Below are 15,350 nucleotides of genomic sequence, written 5' to 3'. Positions count from 1 at the left end.
GGCGGGACGTCGCCGGTGGGGACGAGCGGTCCTGCGAACGGCACGACCCGGGCGTCGCCCGCGAGGGCCAGCGGCTCAGCGGCCGGCGGCGCGTCACCCGCGAGGGCCAGCGGTCCGGCGGCCGGCACGACCGGGACATCGCCCGCGAGGGCCAGCGGCTCGGCGGGCGGCGCGGGCGGGACGTCGCCGGTGGGGAAGAGCGGTCCTGCGAACGGCACGACCCGGGCGTCGCCCGCCAGGGCCCGCGGCTCGGGGGCCGGCGCGGCCGGGGTGTCACCCGCGCGACCGGTCCGCTCGGCGATGCCGGGCCTCGGGGCGCCCGCCCTGCCGGTCGGCTCCGCAGCGCTGCTCCCCGGTTCGTCGGGCGGCCCGGCCGGGGACGGGCGCTCCGCGCCGGGGTGGTCGGTGGCGGCACGCGTCGGCCCGTCCGGGGAGTCGGCCGCGGCTGCGCCGCCCGGCCGCGTGGGCGCGGCCCCCGCCCGCCGTTCGGCCCGGCCCGCGCCCCGAGGCCGAGCCTCGGTCGAGGCCCCGTCGGGCCGCTCCCCGGCCTCGCTTCCCGGCGCGCCGGGCCGCCCCGCCGGGGACGGGCGCGCCGCGTCGGGGTGGGCGGTGGCATGCGTCGGGGGCGCGCCGGGTGCCGGCCCGGGTGGGTGTTTCGGTTCGGCCCGTTGTGCGTCGCGCATCCGTGGTGCCCCCTGTCGGGCCTCGCCGTTCGAGTCGGTCAACGTGACTTTCGCTCGGGCCGCGCGCGAGGGCACGAGGTCTCTTTCCTGACACTCCTTTAATCACCCATTTCGACGAACCGGCATGCAATACCGGCATAAGGCACAACCACGGCTATACGGTCACCCTCATGGCTGTCGAGACCCACGTCCTGGACGACGACTGCGAAGCGATCACCGGCTGGGGCCGCACCGCCCCCACCCTCGCGCGCGTGCAGCGGCCCCGCGGGCACGCCGAGGTCGCGGAGGCCCTCCGGGCCTGCGGGCGCCGCGGGGCCGTCGCACGGGGCCTCGGACGCGCGTACGGCGACGCCGCGCAGAACGCCGGCGGCACCGTCCTCGACATGACCGGCCTCGACCGGATCCTCGCCGTCGACACCACCGCCGGGCTCGTCGTCTGCGAGGCCGGCGTGAGCCTGCACCGGCTGATGGAGGCCCTGCTGCCGCTCGGCTGGTTCGTCCCGGTCACCCCCGGCACCCGGTACGTGACCGTCGGCGGCGCGATCGGCGCCGACATCCACGGCAAGAACCACCACGTCTCGGGTTCGTTCGGCCGTCACGTGACCGCCCTCGAACTCCTCACCGCCGACGGCGAGATCAGGACCGTGCTGCCGGGGACCCCGCTCTTCGACGCCACCACCGGCGGCATGGGCCTGACCGGTGTGATCCTCTCCGCCACCCTGCGGCTGCTCCCCGTCGAGACCTCCCTCATGCGCGTGGACACCGAACGCGTCCCGGACCTCGACGAGCTGATGGCCCGGCTCACGGCCACCGACCACGCGTACCGCTACTCCGTCGCCTGGATCGACCTGCTCGCCCGCGGCGCCGCCACCGGCCGCGCCGTCCTGACGCGCGGCGACCACGCCCCGTACGACACACTCCCCCGCCGCCACCGGGCCCGCCGGGATCCGCTCGCCTTCCGGCCGGGCCGGCTGCCCGCCCCGCCGCCGTACGTCCCCGGCGGACTCCTCGGCCGCACCACCGTCGGGCTGTTCAACGAGCTCTGGTTCCGCAAGGCCTCCCGCGCCGCGACCGGCCGCCTCCAGTCGCTTCCGGCCTTCTTCCACCCCCTCGACGGCGTCCCGCACTGGAACCGGATCTACGGGCCCGGCGGTTTCGTCCAGTACCAGTTCGTCGTCCCGTACGGGCAGGAGGACACCCTCCGCCGGATCGTGCGACGGATCGCGGACCGCGGCTGTCCGTCCTTCCTCGCCGTCCTGAAGCGGTTCGGCGAGGGCGACCCCGGCTGGTTGTCGTTCCCCCTGCCCGGCTGGACCCTCGCCCTCGACCTCCCCACCGCCCTCCCCGGGCTCGGCCGCTTCCTCGACGCGCTCGACGAGGAGGTCGTGGGCTCCGGGGGACGGGTCTACCTCGCCAAGGACTCCCGGGTCCGGCCGGAGACCCTGGCCGCGATGTACCCGCGGCTCGACGAGTTCCGGGCGCTGCGCGCCGCGCTCGACCCCCGGTCGGTCCTCACCTCGGACCTGGCCCGCCGTCTCCGTCTCTAGCTCTCCAGGAGTTCCCGTGAAGGACGCCTTCGGTGCCCCGCAGTCCCTGCTCGTCCTCGGCGGCACCTCCGAGATCGGGCTCGCCACCGCCCGCCGGCTGATCGCGCGCCGCACCCGTACGGTCTGGCTGGCCGGCCGCCCCTCCCCCGCGCTCACGGCCGCCGCCGACTCGCTGCGGGCGCTCGGCGCGGACGTGCGCACGGTGCCGTTCGACGCGCTCGACACCGATTCGCACGAGGAGCGGCTCGGGAAGATCTTCACGGAGGGCGACATCGACATGGTGCTGCTCGCCTTCGGCGTCCTCGGCGACCAGGCGCGGGACGAGTCCGACCCGGTCGCCGCCGTCCGGGTCGCGCAGACCAACTACACGGGCGCCGTCTCGGCCGGACTCGTGTGCGCGGGCGCGCTCCAGGCGCAGGGGCACGGCTCCCTGGTGGTGCTCTCCTCGGTGGCGGGCGAGCGGGCCCGCCGCGCCAACTTCATCTACGGCTCGTCGAAGGCGGGGCTCGACGCCTTCGCCCAGGGCCTCGGGGACGCGCTGCACGGCACGGGCGTGCACGTCATGGTCGTACGGCCCGGGTTCGTACGCTCGAAGATGACGGCCGGGCTCGCGGAGGCCCCCCTCGCGACGACCCCGGAGGCCGTCGCGGGCGCGATCGAGCTGGGACTGCGGCGCCGCTCGGAGACGGTGTGGGTGCCGGGGTCGCTGCGGATGGTGATGGCGGCGGTACGGCACGTGCCGAGGCCGCTGTTCCGGCGGCTGCCGGTGTGACGTACGGCTCTCGGCCCCTACGCGGTCGGCGCGGGCGTGTCCACCGGGCTGCCGCCCTACGCGGTCGGCGCGGGCGTGTCCACCGGGCTGCCGCCCTGCGCCGGGACCGCCGAGATCGGGCGGCCGCTGCCGAACTCGTAGTCGTACAGCCTCCGCCAGACCCCGTCCGGTCCCTGCTCGTACAGCGCGAAGGAGCGGCACGTCCAGGCCGCCTCGTACCCGGCGAGCTCCTCGAACGCCCGGTCCATCCCCTCCTCGGAGATGCCGTGCGCGACGGTGACGTGCGGGTGGTACGGGAACTGCAGCTCGCGCGCGAGGGGGCCGGCTTCGTCGCGGATCCGGTGCTGGAGGGCGTTGCAGAAGGGCACGCCCTCCGCGAGCTTCACGAAGACGACCGGGGACAGCGGACGGAAGGTCCCGGTCCCTTCGAGGCGCACCGGGAACGGCTGGTGGTCGGCGGCGACACCCGCGAGGTGCGCCTCGATCTCCGGCAGCCGCTCCTCGGGCACCTCGGTCGGCGGGACCAGCGTGACGTGCGTGGGGATGCCGTACGCGGCAGGGTCCCCGAAGCCGGCGCGCCGCTCCTGGAGCAGGCTGCCGTAGGGCTCCGGGACCGCGATCGAAACGCCGAGCGTTACGGTCCCCACGTCGTTCTCCTCCGTTGTCGGTCGACTTGTGTCGGGTGGTGCCAGCCGCCAGTGTGCGGCAGGCACCACCCTTTGGGCCAGGGTCCTCGGACTCAGTGCTTGGCGGGCAGGAAGCCCATGCGCTCGTACGTCTGCGCCAGCGTCTCCGCGGCGACCGCGCGGGCCTTCTCCGCTCCCTTGGCCAGGACCGAGTCCAGCGTCTCCGGGTCGTCCAGGTATTCCTGCGTGCGGGCCCGGAACGGCGTGACGAAGTCCACCATGACCTCGGCGAGATCCGTCTTCAGCGCGCCGTACATCTTGCCCTCGTAGCTCTTCTCCAGGTCCTCGATGGAGGTGGCGGTGAGCGTGGACATGATGCTGAGCAGGTTGGAGACGCCGGCCTTGTTCTCCGGGTCGAAGCGGATCACCGTGTCGGTGTCGGTGACGGCGCTCTTGACCTTCTTGGCGGTGGCCTTCGGGTCGTCCAGGAGGTTGATCAGACCCTTCGGCGAGGACGCCGACTTGCTCATCTTGATCGTCGGGTCCTGGAGGTCGAAGATCTTCGCCGTCTCCTTGAGGATGTACGGCTTCGGGACCGTGAACGTCTCGCCGAAGCGGCCGTTGAAGCGCTCCGCGAGGTCGCGGGTCAGCTCGATGTGCTGGCGCTGGTCCTCGCCGACCGGGACCTCGTTGGCCTGGTAGAGCAGGATGTCCGCGACCTGGAGGATCGGGTAGGTGAAGAGGCCGACGGTGGCGCGGTCGGCGCCCTGCTTCGCGGACTTGTCCTTGAACTGGGTCATGCGGGAGGCCTCGCCGAAGCCGGTGAGGCAGTTCATGACCCAGCCGAGCTGGGCGTGCTCGGGGACGTGGCTCTGGATGAAGAGGGTGCAGCGCTCGGGGTCGAGACCGGCGGCGAGCAGCTGGGCGGCGGCGAGCCGGGTGTTGGCGCGCAGCTCGGCGGGGTCCTGCGGGACCGTGATCGCGTGCAGGTCGACGACCATGTAGAAGGCGTCGTGCGTCTCCTGCAGGGCGACCCACTGGCGGACGGCGCCGAGGTAGTTGCCGAGGTGGAACGAGCCTGCGGTGGGCTGGATTCCGGAGAGCACACGGGGACTGTCAGAGGCCATGCACATCATTCTCTCAGGTGTGGGAACCGATCCCCGACTGCCGGTGTATCAAAGGTGTGAGGACGCGGGAGGGGGGCCTGGTCGAGGACGAGGCCGCGGTGATCGCCCGTGTGCGCGCCGGGGAGCCGGAGGCGTACGCGGAGCTGGTCCGCGCGCACACGGCGGTGGCGCTGAGGGCGGCCGTGGCGTGCGGTGCGGGCGCGGAGGCCGAGGACGTGGTGCAGCAGGCCTTCTTCAAGGCGTACCGGTCGCTGGGGAGTTTCAAGGAGGGTGCGGCGTTCCGTCCCTGGCTGCTGCGGATCGTCGTCAATGAGACCAGGAACACAGTGCGCTCGGCGGGTCGGCAGCGTGCCGTCGCGGGGCGGGAGGCGGATCTGCTGAGCGGGGAGCCGCGGATACCGGAGTCGGCGGACCCGGCGGTCGCGGCCGAGGAGCGGGAGCGGAGCCGGCGGCTGTGGGAGGCGCTGGACGGTCTGGCGGAGGAACACCGTCAGGTGGTGGTCCACCGGTACCTCCTGGAGCTCGACGAGACGGAGACGGCCCTGGCGCTGGGCTGGCCGAGGGGCACGGTGAAGTCCCGCCTGAGCCGGGCGCTGAGAAAACTGGGACGGGTGCTGGTGACGGAGGAGCCGGAGTCGGAGGGAGGTGAGGGGCGTGGGTGAGGAACGGCGACGGCCGGATGAGGGACTGCCGGACTGGCCGCGGGACGCGGTGGGCGAGCGGCTGCCGGACGGGCCGGCGGACGCGGTGGGCGAGTGGGTGCCGGGCGAGCTGAGGCGTGTGGCGGGCGGGCGGCTGCCGGGTTCGGAGCGTGGGCCCGGCGAGCGGCTGCCGGAGGAGCTGCGTGGGCTGGGGCGGCGGTTGCGGGTGCCGGACGTGGACGGCGAGACGATGGCCGAGCGGGTCCTCGCCCGGCTCCTCGCCGAGCGGGTGCCGACGCCGGCCCCGGCGCCCGTGCCCGTACCGCGCCGGATCGGGCGGTGGGTGCGGGAGCGGTGGCGGGCCCTCGTGGCGGGGCTCACCGGGGTGCTGATCGTGCTGGTGCTGACGCCTCCCGTGCGGGCGGCGGTGGCGGACTGGTTCGGCTTCGGCGGGGTCTCCGTGCGGTACGACCCCGAGGGCGGCCGGATGCCGCCGGGCGGGACGGTGCCGGGGTGCCCCGAGCCGGTGGCCCTGGCGGAGGCCGGGCGCAGGGCGGGCTTCGAGCCGCTGATACCCGGCGCCCTCGGAGCGCCCGACGCGGTCGCGGTGACGGGGGCGGCGGAGCGGGGCCGGGCGGTGATCAGCCTTTGCTGGCGCGACGGGGAGCGGACGGTGCGGCTCGACGAGTTCCCGGCGCGGCTGGAGCTGGGCTTCGTCAAGCAGGTGCCGGTGCAGCCGGAGGGGGTGACGCTGCCGGACGGCACGCCGGCGTACTGGTTCGCCCGCCCGCACCGGCTGACGTTCCCGCTGGAGTCGGGGGACGGTTCGGTGTGGACCCATGCGGTGCGCCCGGCGGGCCCCACGCTCCTGTGGACCAGGAGCGCGGGGGCCCTCACCCTCCGGCTGGAGGGCATACCGGACCGGGCGGAGGCCCTGCGCGTCGCGGGGACGGCGGGCTGACGGGCCGCCGATCGGTCGGGCTGACGGGCCTCCGGGCCGACGGGCTGACCGGGCCGACCTGGCCGACCGGGCCGACCGGACCGACCGGTCGACCGGTCGACCGGTCGACCGGGTCGACGGTGGCTAGACCGGGAGGCCCGGGGCCGGGTAGGAGGCCATGAGGTCGGCGACCTCGGCGCGGACGGTGTGGAGGGTGTCCTCGTCGCCCGTGCCGGCGGCGGTGACGGCGCGGTCGATCCACTCGGCGACCTGGCCCATGTGGTCCGTGGTGAGGCCGCGGGAGGTGAGGGAGGGGGTGCCGATGCGGATGCCGGAGGGGTCGAAGGGCTTCCGCGGGTCGTAGGGGACGGTGTTGTAGTTGACGACGATCCCGGCCCGGTCGAGGGCCTTCGCGGCGATCTTGCCGGGGACCTGCTTGGGGGTGAGGTCGATCAGGATCAGATGGTTGTCGGTGCCGCCGGAGACCAGGTCGAAGCCGCGGGCGAGGAGCGCCTCGGCGAGGGCCTTGGCGTTGGCGACGACGGCGTGGGCGTAGTCGCGGAAGGAGGGCTGGGAGGCCTCGCGGAGGGCGACGGCGATGGCGGCGGTGGTCTGGTTGTGGGGGCCGCCCTGGAGGCCGGGGAAGACGGCCTTGTCGAGGGCCTTGGCGTGCTCCTCGGTGGACAGGAGCATGGCGCCGCGCGGGCCGCGGAGGGTCTTGTGGGTGGTCGTGGAGATGACGTCGACGTGCCCGACGGGGGACGGGTGGGCGCCGCCCGCGATCAGGCCGGCGATGTGGGCGACGTCGGCGACGAGGACGGCGCCGGACTCGCGGGCGATCTCGCCGAAGGCGGCGAAGTCGATGGTGCGGGGCAGCGCGGTGCCGCCGCAGAAGATGACCTTCGGCCGTTCCTTGAGGGCGAGCTCGCGGACCTGGTCGAAGTCGATGAGCCCGTTGTCCTTGCGTACGCCGTACTGCACGCCCTGGAACCAGGTGCCGGTGGCGGAGACGCCCCAGCCGTGGGTGAGGTGGCCGCCCATGGGCAGGGCCATGCCCATGACGGTGTCGCCGGGCTGCGCGAAGGCGAGGTAGACGGCGAGGTTGGCCGGGGAGCCGGAGTAGGGCTGGACGTTGGCGTGGTCGACGCCGAAGAGGGCCTTGGCGCGCTCGATGGCGAGGGTCTCGACCTGGTCGATGTTCTGCTGGCCCTCGTAGTAGCGGCGGCCGGGGTAGCCCTCGCTGTACTTGTTCTGGAGGACGGTGCCGGAGGCTTCGAGGACGGCGGCGGAGACGTAGTTCTCGCTGGGGATGAGGCGCAGGGTCTCGGCCTGGAGCCGTTCCTCGGCGCCGACGAGGGCGGCGAGCTCGGGGTCGGCGGCGGCGAGCGCGGGGTGCTGCTGCGGGGTGGTCATGGTGGTGTCCTCCGGGCGTTCGGCGGAACGGTCCCGGGGCGGAGGTGCGCACGGGACCAGGGGCCCGTGATGCCCAGGCGAGCGGCACCTCGTGTGGTGGAGCGCGCGCGGCTCCCCCGGGGTCGCTTCCCCGTACGCCAGTCGCCGTGCGTGTTTCCAGGGTAGCTGGCGCGCCGTCGCCGAGGTTTCCCTGTCCGGCATCCGAGCGACGATAAGAAAGGGGCCACAGCCCCCTGGGGACGAGCCACCCCCCGAGCCGCAGGACGAACGGAGATCCCGTGTCGAGGACAGAAGACGCGATCGCTTCCGCGGACGCGCACAGCGCTCACAACTACCACCCCCTTCCGGTCGTCGTCGCCTCGGCGGACGGCGCCTGGATGACCGATGTCGAGGGCCGTCGCTATCTCGACATGCTCGCCGGGTACTCGGCGCTCAACTTCGGGCACGGCAACCGGCGTCTGATCGACGCGGCGAAGGCGCAGCTGGAGCGGGTGACGCTGACTTCGCGCGCCTTCCACCACGACCGGTTCGCGGACTTCTGCACGCAGCTGGCGGAGCTGTGCGGGAAGGAGGCGGTGCTGCCGATGAACACGGGGGCGGAGGCGGTCGAGACGGCCGTGAAGACCGCCCGGAAGTGGGGGTACGAGGTGAAGGGCGTGCCGGACGGGCACGCGAAGATCGTGGTGGCGGCGAACAACTTCCACGGCCGGACGACGACGATCGTGAGCTTCTCGACGGACCACGAGGCGCGGGACCACTTCGGGCCGTACACGCCGGGGTTCGAGATCGTGCCGTACGGGGACCTGACGGCGATGGAGGCGGCGGTCACCGCGCACACGGTGGCGGTGCTGATCGAGCCGATCCAGGGCGAGGCGGGGGTCCTGGTTCCGCCGGCCGGTTATCTGGCGGGGGTGCGGGAGCTGACGCGCCGGCGGAACGTGCTGTTCATGGCGGACGAGATCCAGTCGGGTCTGGGCCGGACGGGCCGGACGTTCGCGTGCGAGCACGAGGGCGTGGTGCCGGACGTGTACATCCTGGGGAAGGCGCTGGGCGGCGGGGTGGTGCCGGTGTCGGCGGTGGTGGCCGACCGTGACGTGCTCGGGGTGTTCCGGCCGGGTGAGCACGGGTCGACGTTCGGGGGGAACCCGCTGGCGTGCGCGGTGGCCCTGGAGGTGATCGCGATGCTGCGGACGGGCGAGTTCCAGGAGCGGGCGGCGGAGCTGGGCGAGCACCTCCACGCGGAGCTGGGGCTGCTCGTGGGCGGCGGCGCGGTGGAGGCGGTGCGCGGCCGCGGGCTGTGGGCGGGTGTCGACATCGTGCCTTCGAAGGGGACGGGCCGGCAGATCTCGGAGCGGCTGATGGAGCGTGGGGTCCTGGTGAAGGACACACACGGTTCGACGATCCGGATCGCTCCGCCGCTGGTGATCTCGAAGGAGGATCTGGACTGGGGTCTGGAGCAGTTGAGGGGGGTTCTGTCGGACTGAGCGTCGGGAACGCCGGGCTCCCCTGGTGGTGCGGCTGAAAACCGTCCGCGAGGGGGGCATCGACAGTACGATCGGATGCATGAGCGGTAGCAAGAAGTACTCGATCAGCCTGCCCGAGGAGCTCGCCGAGAGCGTGCGCAGCCGGGTCGGGGCGGGCGGCTTCTCCGCGTACGTCGCGGAGGCGCTGGAGCATCGAGTTGCCATGGAACGGCAACGGGAGATCGTGGCCGACTTCGAGATCGACAACGACCCGCTGACCGAGGAGGAGCTCAAGGCGGCCCGTGACGAGCTGCGCCATCACACGCCGGGCGCGGACGACGCCCGCAAGGCTGCCGCCTGATGGCAGGGACACTGCTGCTGGACAGTGAAGGGCTCTCGAAGCTCTACCTCAAGGACCGGCGTGTCGTGGTACGCGTGCAGGTCGCGACCGAAAACGGCGTCCAGGTCGCCACCACCGCAATGACCCGCCTGGAGGCGGACTACGAGCGGGTCCACCCGGCGCGCATCCAATGGGTCCTGTCCCGCGTCGACGTGCATGACGTCACCCGGTCCGTGAGCGACGAGGCCGCCGTGCTCCTGCGGGAGCACGGTCTGCACGGCCACAAGTACGCGATCGATGCCGTCCTGGCGGCGGTCGCGCGCCGAGCGGCGGGCCCGGTCACCGTCCTGACCTCGCATCCGGAGGATCTGACCCTGCTCTGCGGCCCGGCCGTCACCGTGGTGAAGATCTGACGGGTCCTACAGGATCACGTGCGGGAGGAAGCGGGCGTACTCGTCGGTGACGAGCCCCGCCGACTCCCGGATGCCGAGCCCCGCCGCCTCGTCCTCGACGACCCACGCGCCGAGCACCACCCGGTTGCCGTCGAAGTCGGGCAGCGGGGCCAGCTCCTGGTAGCAGCAGGCCTCCCCGTCCCGTACGAAGGGCTCCGAACCGGCCTCGTGCAGTGTGACGCCCGCTCCCTCGCGGCCGAGCAGCGGCTTGGCGACCCAGCCGGTCGTCGAGGCGAGCTCGCGCGGCCCGTCGAGGTAGGCGGGCAGCAGGTTGGGGTGGCCCGGGTTCAGCTCCCACAGGATCGCGAGGAGCGCCTTGTTGGAGAGCAGCATCTTCCAGGCGGGTTCGATCCAGCAGGTGGTGCCGGTGCCGCCGCCGTTGTCGAGGGTGTCCAGGACGTGCCGGCCGAAGCGGTCGGTGGTCAGCCACTCCCAGGGGTAGAGCTTGAAGCAGCTGCGGATGAAGCGGAGCCGGTCGTCGACGAAGCGGCGCGAGAGCCGGTCCCAGCCGATCCGCTCGACGGAGAGCGCCTCGGTGTCCAGTCCGGCCTGCTGGGCGGTCTCGCGCAGATACGCGACCGTCATCAGGTCCTCGCCGAGCTCGTCGCCGTCCGAGTGGACGAAGTGGAGGGGGCCGGGCGGCAGCAGGTGGGCCTGGCGCTTCCAGGCGTCGACGAGCCGCTCGTGGAGGGAGTTCCACTGGTCGGCCCCGGGGAACCGTTCCTCCATCCAGAACCACTGCGGGCTCGCGGCCTCCACGAGGGAGGTCGGGGTGTCGGCGTTGTACTCCAGCATCTTGGCCGGGCCCGTGCCGTCGTAGCGCAGGTCGAAGCGGCCGTACAGGGAGGGGAGTTCGGCGCGGCGCCGCCAGGACTCGGCGACCAGGCCCGCCAGCTTCGGGTCGGTGATCCCGAGCTCGGCGAACCGGTTCTCCTCGACGATGTGCGCGGCCGCCGCCAGGCACAGCGCGTGCAGCTCCTCGACGACCTCCTCCAGGGCCTCGACCTCGGGCAGCGAGAAGGAGTAGTACGCGCTCTCGTCCCAGTACGGGAGCAGCGAACCGTCCGGGTAGCGGGTCAGCGGGTAGACGAGTCCCTGCTCCTCGACCGTCTCCTGCCAGCCGGGCCGGGGCTCGATGGTGTGGCGCTTCATGGTGCCGGGCCCGCCTCAGCCGCCGCCGGTGCCGGAGCAGCCGAAGCCGCCGGTGTCCACGGCGGTCTTGTCGAAGCTGCCGCCGCTCACCTTGCGGTCGCGGACGGAACCGCCGTAGTAGTACGTGCCGCGGTGGGTGGAGCCGTTGTCGTCGTCGTCGCTGCCGCCGCCGCTCTGACACTCGTAGCTGGGCAGTTCCTCCCGGGTCAGCGGGTCCACGCACCGCTTGTCCGGCTCCGAGCCGCACGCGGTGATCGTCGCCGCGAGCACACCCATCCCGCCGAGCACCACCGTGCTCGACCTCAGCCTGCGCATGTCCGTCGCCTCCCCTTCGCCGTCGCGAACGCGTCCCGCGCGCCTCGCGACGGCACAGTGTAGGCCGGTGTTTTCCGGCCCACCCCCCCGAGGGCCTGCCATGCCGGGCGGGTGGGACCCGCGGGGAATCGCCGGGCAGGCCCTAGAGTCGCTTTGTGCTTCTCGGGATGATTTGTGCGCTCGCCTCGTCCGTCTGCTTCGGCGCCGCCTCGGTCCTCCAGGCGATGGCGGCGCGGGCCGCCGAGCCGGGGACGGGCAGCGGCGTCGACGTCGCGCTGATGTGGCGGGCGCTGCGGCAGTGGCGCTATCTCGCCGGTCTCGGGGCGGACGGTCTGGGCTTCGTCCTGCAGATCGTCGCGCTGCGGACGCTCCCGATCTATGTGGTGGGCGCGGCGCTCGCCGCGAGTCTGGCGGTCACGGCGGTCATCGCCTCCCGGGTGCTGCGGGTGCGGCTGAGCCGGGTGGAGTGGGTGGCCGTGGCCGTGGTCTGCCTGGGGCTCGCGATGCTGGCCTTCGCCTCGGGCAAGGAGGGCCACCGGGAGGGCTCGGAGGCGCTGGACTGGGTGCTCCTCGGGATCTCCTTCGGGGTCCTGCTGCTCGGCGTGGCGGCGGGCCGGCTGCCGGCGCGGTCCCGGGCACTCGTCCTCGGGCTCGGGGCGGGGGTCGGCTTCGGGGTGGTGGAGGTGGCGGTCCGGCTGATCGAGGGCATCGACCTCACGGACCCCGTCTGGTACGCGCTCCTCGTCGGCGGCGGGGCCGCGTTCCTGCTGCTGACCTCGGCGTTCCAACGCGGCTCGGTGACCACGGCGACGGCGGGCGCGGTGCTCGGAGAAACGATCGGCCCGGCGATCGTCGGGGTGATCTGGCTCGGGGACACCACCCGGGACGGACTGGGCTGGCTGGCGATCACCGGCTTCGCGGTGGCGGTGGCGGGCTCCCTGACCCTGGCCCGCTTCGGCGAGGCCCCGGCCCCCGAGCCGCAACCGGCCGCCGAGCCCACCGCCCCCTCCTGACGGTTCAGGCCGTCAGGGGAGCACCCCGCACAGGGCCTGCAGGGCGCCCTGCCAGCCGCTGTCCGGGGGCGTGGCGTAGCCGACGACCAGGCCGTCGAGGGTGGCCGGCACGGTGGGGCGGCGGAACTCGTTGACGCCCTGGGCGGCGAGGCCGCGCCAGGCGGCGGCCCGCAGGGTGGCCTGCTCGGTGCCGGGCGGGAGGGCCAGGACGGCGTGCAGGCCGGCCGCGATGCCGCTGACCCGGGTCTCCGGGGAGTGCGCGGCGACGGCCGCCACCAGCTGGTCGCGGCGCCGCCGGTAGCGCAGCCGCATCGCCCGTACGTGCCGGTCGTACGCCCCCGAGCGCAGGAACTCGGCGAACGCCAGCTGGTCCGGCGCGCTCGACGACCAGTCCACGGCCCCCTTCGCCGCCGCCACCTCCACCGCCAGGCCCTCCGGGAGGACCATCCAGGCGAGGCGGAGGCCGGGCGCGAGGGACTTGCTCGCGGTGCCGAAGTAGACGACGCGCTCGGGGTCGAGGCCCTGCAGGGCTCCGACGGGCTGCCGGTCGTAGCGGAACTCGCCGTCGTAGTCGTCCTCCAGGACGAGGCCGCCGGAGGCCCGCGCCCAGTCGACGACCGCCGCCCGCCGGTCCGGGGGCAGGGCGCCGCCCAGCGGGTACTGGTGGGCGGCCGTCATCAGGACCGCCCCGCACCCGTCGAGCCCCGCCAACTCCTCGGTCCTCGTGCCGCGTTCGTCGAAGCCGAGGACGGGGGTGCCGAGTCCGGCCCTCCTGAGGAGCTCGTCGTGGAGCCCGAGGCCGTACGACTCGACCGCCACGTCCCGTACGCCCCGGGCCCGCAGCACCTGGCCGATCAGCGTCAGGCCGTGCACGAAGCCCGCGCAGATCACGATCCGTCCGGGCCGGGCGTGCACGCCGCGGGCGCGGGCGAGGTACTCGGCGAGCGCGGCGCGCAGTTCGGGCCTGCCGCGCGGATCGCCGTACCCGAAGGCCTCGTTCGGGGCGTCGGTGAGCGCCCGACGGTAGGCCTTGAGCCAGTCGGCGCGCGGGAAGGAGGCGAGGTCGGGGGTGCCGGACCTCAGGTTGTGCGCGGGCGCGGCGGGCCGGGCCCGGTGTGCGCCTGCCTGCGGGGACGACGGCTGCGCCGGCGTACGGGGCGCGGTCCGGCGGGCGACGCGCGTCCCGGAGCCCTGCCGGGCGGTGAGCCAGCCCTCGGCGACCAGCTCGGCGTACGCGTCGGCGACGGTGTTGCGGGCCATGCCGAGGTCGGCGGCGAGCTGACGGGAGGACGGCAGCCGGGTGCCGGCCTCAAGCCGTCCGCTGCGGACCGCCTCCCGGAGGGCGTCCATGAGGCCCGCGCGGAGCCGGGTGCCGCGGAGTTCCAGATGGAGATCGGCCCCGAAAGTGGCCCAGTCGTTCGCCATGGGAATGGACCATACAGCTGAGCCATCGGCTCCGTACGGTGGACGGCATGACGACGGCAGAGACCGAGCAGACCGTGTACGCCCACGAGCACGCGCCCCGGATGTCCCTCCCCGAGCGCCTCCCCGAGTTCTACCGGGCGATGGTCCGGCTGGAGACGGCGGCCGCGAAGGACATCGACCCGACGCTGTACCACCTGATCAAGCTCCGGGCCTCGCAGATCAACCGCTGTGCGTTCTGCGTCGACATGCACAGCAAGGACGCGCTGGCGGAGGGCGAGAGCGTCGAGCGGATCGTGCAGCTCTCCGCCTGGGAGGAGTCCCGGCACTTCTACACCGAGCGGGAGCTCGCGGCGCTCGCGCTGACCGAGGCCGTCACCGTCCTCACCGACGGCTTCGTGCCCGACGAGGTGTACGCGCGGGCCGCCGCGCACTTCGACGAGACCGAACTCGCCCGGGTCATCGCCGCGATCGTCACGATCAACGCCTGGAACCGGATCGGCGTCACCACCCGGATGACGCCCGGCCACTACACCCCCAAGCCCGCGTGACCGCGTCGGAGCTGCGGGCCCTCCACCGCGAGCGGCCCGCGGACGACCCGCTGGTGCTGCCCGGCCCGTGGGACGCGGCCAGCGCCCGCGCCTTCGAGGCGGCCGGGTACCTGGCGCTCGCCACGCCGAGCGCGGGGATCGCGGCCTCGCTCGGGTACGAGGACGGGGCGACGCCGCCGTCGGAGATGTTCGCGGCGGTGGCACGCATCGTCCGCTCGGTCTCCGTACCCGTCACGGCGGACCTGGAGGGCGGGTACGGCCTTCCGGCGGCCGAACTGGTCGAGCGCGTACGGGAGTCCGGTGCCGTCGGCGTCAACCTGGAGGACAGCGGTCCCGACCGGGCGCTGAAGGACCCGGAGGCGCAGGCGGAGTGGCTGGCGGAGGTACGGGCCGAGGCGGGTCCCTCGCTCTTCGTCAACGCGCGGGTGGACGTGTACATCCGCCGGTCACCGGACCCCCTCGCGGACGCGGTCGCCAGGGCCCGGCTCTACGCGGCCGCCGGCGCGGACTGCGTCTACCCGATCGCGGCGCCGCCGTCCGACCTGCCGGCCCTGCGCGCGGCGCTCGGCGACGACCTGCCCGTCAACGCGCTGTCCGTCCCGGGCGGGCCGAGCTTCACGGAGCTGGGGCGGTTGGGGGCGACGCGGATCACGTTCGGGGAGGGGCTGCTGGTACGGACGCTGACGGAGATCCACTCCCTGGCGAAAACCCTCCGGGAGACGGGCAGCCTCTGAGCCAGGCTGGGCGCCGCCCCACCACGCGCGACCCGCACCCACGCTGGGCGGCGCCCGGGCCCACCGCCGTGTGGGCAATCGTCCCGCTGGGGCGGGACGGGTGGGCACACGGGACGGCGCGCCCAGCGGCGCCTCCGCGTTCCGCGCCCTGACCCGCAC

General features: G+C 73.8%; 16 protein-coding genes, 1 pseudogene and 1 riboswitch. Of the genes and pseudogenes, 10 read left to right on the top strand and 7 right to left on the bottom strand.

Features of this window, described 5'->3' with window-relative positions; all coding sequences use genetic code 11:
* Window positions 1-683: pseudogene (locus ACWGN5_RS40405) on the bottom strand (hypothetical protein); the annotation flags it as partial.
* A 170-nt stretch (window positions 684-853) separates the two neighbouring features.
* Here ACWGN5_RS40405 and ACWGN5_RS40400 point away from each other — a divergent pair.
* The gene (locus ACWGN5_RS40400) at window positions 854-2,230 is read left to right on the top strand and encodes an FAD-binding protein (RefSeq protein WP_453523580.1); all 1,377 of its coding nucleotides are present in this window, start codon (window positions 854-856) and stop codon (window positions 2,228-2,230) included.
* 16 nt (window positions 2,231-2,246) lie between these two features.
* On the top strand, window positions 2,247-3,002 hold the full coding sequence (locus ACWGN5_RS40395; protein WP_453523577.1) for a decaprenylphospho-beta-D-erythro-pentofuranosid-2-ulose 2-reductase: 756 nt from the start codon (window positions 2,247-2,249) through the stop codon (window positions 3,000-3,002).
* Window positions 3,003-3,058: 56 nt separating this feature from the next.
* Here the strand turns inward: ACWGN5_RS40395 and ACWGN5_RS40390 are convergent, their stop codons facing one another.
* Window positions 3,059-3,649, bottom strand: a complete 591-nt coding sequence (locus ACWGN5_RS40390) for a 2'-5' RNA ligase family protein (protein WP_453523574.1) — start codon at window positions 3,647-3,649, stop codon at window positions 3,059-3,061.
* Between the two features lie 92 nt (window positions 3,650-3,741).
* Window positions 3,742-4,755, bottom strand: coding sequence for a tryptophan--tRNA ligase (gene trpS, locus ACWGN5_RS40385; RefSeq protein ID WP_453523572.1), 1,014 nt, complete (start codon window positions 4,753-4,755; stop codon window positions 3,742-3,744).
* A gap of 56 nt (window positions 4,756-4,811) precedes the next feature.
* On the opposite strand from trpS, the gene ACWGN5_RS40380 reads away from it, so the two are divergent.
* Entirely contained in the window at window positions 4,812-5,417 is a 606-nt protein-coding gene (locus ACWGN5_RS40380) for an RNA polymerase sigma factor (RefSeq protein WP_453523569.1), read from the top strand.
* 109 nt (window positions 5,418-5,526) lie between these two features.
* Window positions 5,527-6,357 carry a hypothetical protein gene (locus ACWGN5_RS40375; protein WP_453523585.1) on the top strand — a complete coding sequence of 277 codons (831 nt, stop codon included), beginning with the start codon at window positions 5,527-5,529 and terminating at the stop codon, window positions 6,355-6,357.
* A gap of 123 nt (window positions 6,358-6,480) precedes the next feature.
* Here ACWGN5_RS40375 and ACWGN5_RS40370 read toward each other — a convergent pair whose 3' ends face one another.
* Window positions 6,481-7,749 carry a serine hydroxymethyltransferase gene (locus ACWGN5_RS40370; protein WP_453523567.1) on the bottom strand — a complete coding sequence of 423 codons (1,269 nt, stop codon included), beginning with the start codon at window positions 7,747-7,749 and terminating at the stop codon, window positions 6,481-6,483.
* Between the two features lie 64 nt (window positions 7,750-7,813).
* Window positions 7,814-7,904, bottom strand: a riboswitch (ZMP/ZTP riboswitch).
* A 123-nt stretch (window positions 7,905-8,027) separates the two neighbouring features.
* Between ACWGN5_RS40370 and rocD the strand changes: the two genes are divergently transcribed.
* From rocD to ACWGN5_RS40355, 3 genes are all read left to right on the top strand, one after another.
* Window positions 8,028-9,233, top strand: coding sequence for an ornithine--oxo-acid transaminase (gene rocD, locus ACWGN5_RS40365; protein ID WP_453523564.1), 1,206 nt, complete (start codon window positions 8,028-8,030; stop codon window positions 9,231-9,233).
* Window positions 9,234-9,312: 79 nt separating this feature from the next.
* Complete coding sequence (locus ACWGN5_RS40360; RefSeq protein ID WP_453523561.1) at window positions 9,313-9,573, top strand: hypothetical protein; 261 nt, start codon at window positions 9,313-9,315, stop codon at window positions 9,571-9,573.
* The gene (locus tag ACWGN5_RS40355; protein ID WP_453523559.1) at window positions 9,573-9,965 is read left to right on the top strand and encodes a DNA-binding protein; all 393 of its coding nucleotides are present in this window, start codon (window positions 9,573-9,575) and stop codon (window positions 9,963-9,965) included. The genes ACWGN5_RS40360 and ACWGN5_RS40355 overlap by 1 nt, the downstream gene beginning before the upstream one ends.
* A 6-nt stretch (window positions 9,966-9,971) precedes the next feature.
* Here ACWGN5_RS40355 and ACWGN5_RS40350 read toward each other — a convergent pair whose 3' ends face one another.
* Window positions 9,972-11,156 (bottom strand): glutathionylspermidine synthase family protein, encoded by a 1,185-nt coding sequence (locus tag ACWGN5_RS40350; protein ID WP_453523556.1) that lies wholly within the window; start codon window positions 11,154-11,156, stop codon window positions 9,972-9,974.
* A 15-nt stretch (window positions 11,157-11,171) separates the two neighbouring features.
* Window positions 11,172-11,471, bottom strand: a complete 300-nt coding sequence (locus tag ACWGN5_RS40345; RefSeq protein WP_453523552.1) for a hypothetical protein — start codon at window positions 11,469-11,471, stop codon at window positions 11,172-11,174.
* A gap of 167 nt (window positions 11,472-11,638) precedes the next feature.
* Between ACWGN5_RS40345 and ACWGN5_RS40340 the strand changes: the two genes are divergently transcribed.
* The gene (locus ACWGN5_RS40340) at window positions 11,639-12,484 is read left to right on the top strand and encodes a hypothetical protein (protein WP_453523582.1); all 846 of its coding nucleotides are present in this window, start codon (window positions 11,639-11,641) and stop codon (window positions 12,482-12,484) included.
* A gap of 12 nt (window positions 12,485-12,496) precedes the next feature.
* On the opposite strand, the gene pdxR is transcribed toward ACWGN5_RS40340, so the two are convergent.
* Window positions 12,497-13,909, bottom strand: a complete 1,413-nt coding sequence (gene pdxR / locus ACWGN5_RS40335; protein ID WP_453523549.1) for a MocR-like pyridoxine biosynthesis transcription factor PdxR — start codon at window positions 13,907-13,909, stop codon at window positions 12,497-12,499.
* Window positions 13,910-13,956: 47 nt separating this feature from the next.
* On the opposite strand from pdxR, the gene ACWGN5_RS40330 reads away from it, so the two are divergent.
* Window positions 13,957-14,457: a carboxymuconolactone decarboxylase family protein gene (locus ACWGN5_RS40330; RefSeq protein ID WP_453523547.1), complete on the top strand. Its 501-nt coding sequence runs from the start codon at window positions 13,957-13,959 to the stop codon at window positions 14,455-14,457.
* Window positions 14,454-15,191, top strand: a complete 738-nt coding sequence (locus ACWGN5_RS40325) for an isocitrate lyase/PEP mutase family protein (protein WP_453523544.1) — start codon at window positions 14,454-14,456, stop codon at window positions 15,189-15,191. The genes ACWGN5_RS40330 and ACWGN5_RS40325 overlap by 4 nt, the downstream gene beginning before the upstream one ends.
* Window positions 15,192-15,350 lie beyond the last annotated feature (159 nt).

The sequence above is a fragment of the Streptomyces sp. NPDC055815 genome (genome assembly GCF_053616475.1).
The sequence above is the reverse complement of the archived record's forward strand: the minus strand, read 5'-3'. Positions and strand labels throughout refer to the sequence as shown.

What these genes read in the sequence shown, in the direction of transcription:
- ACWGN5_RS40360 (WP_453523561.1), top strand. Translation starts at nt 9,313, where the DNA reads ATGAGCGGTAGCAAGAAGTACTCGATCAGCCTGCCCGAGGAGCTCGCC.
- pdxR (WP_453523549.1), bottom strand. Translation starts at nt 13,909, where the DNA reads ATGGCGAACGACTGGGCCACTTTCGGGGCCGATCTCCATCTGGAACTC.
- ACWGN5_RS40400 (WP_453523580.1), top strand. Translation starts at nt 854, where the DNA reads ATGGCTGTCGAGACCCACGTCCTGGACGACGACTGCGAAGCGATCACC.
- ACWGN5_RS40370 (WP_453523567.1), bottom strand. Translation starts at nt 7,749, where the DNA reads ATGACCACCCCGCAGCAGCACCCCGCGCTCGCCGCCGCCGACCCCGAG.
- ACWGN5_RS40350 (WP_453523556.1), bottom strand. Translation starts at nt 11,156, where the DNA reads ATGAAGCGCCACACCATCGAGCCCCGGCCCGGCTGGCAGGAGACGGTC.
- ACWGN5_RS40340 (WP_453523582.1), top strand. Translation starts at nt 11,639, where the DNA reads ATGATTTGTGCGCTCGCCTCGTCCGTCTGCTTCGGCGCCGCCTCGGTC.
- ACWGN5_RS40355 (WP_453523559.1), top strand. Translation starts at nt 9,573, where the DNA reads ATGGCAGGGACACTGCTGCTGGACAGTGAAGGGCTCTCGAAGCTCTAC.
- ACWGN5_RS40330 (WP_453523547.1), top strand. Translation starts at nt 13,957, where the DNA reads ATGACGACGGCAGAGACCGAGCAGACCGTGTACGCCCACGAGCACGCG.
- trpS (WP_453523572.1), bottom strand. Translation starts at nt 4,755, where the DNA reads ATGGCCTCTGACAGTCCCCGTGTGCTCTCCGGAATCCAGCCCACCGCA.
- ACWGN5_RS40345 (WP_453523552.1), bottom strand. Translation starts at nt 11,471, where the DNA reads ATGCGCAGGCTGAGGTCGAGCACGGTGGTGCTCGGCGGGATGGGTGTG.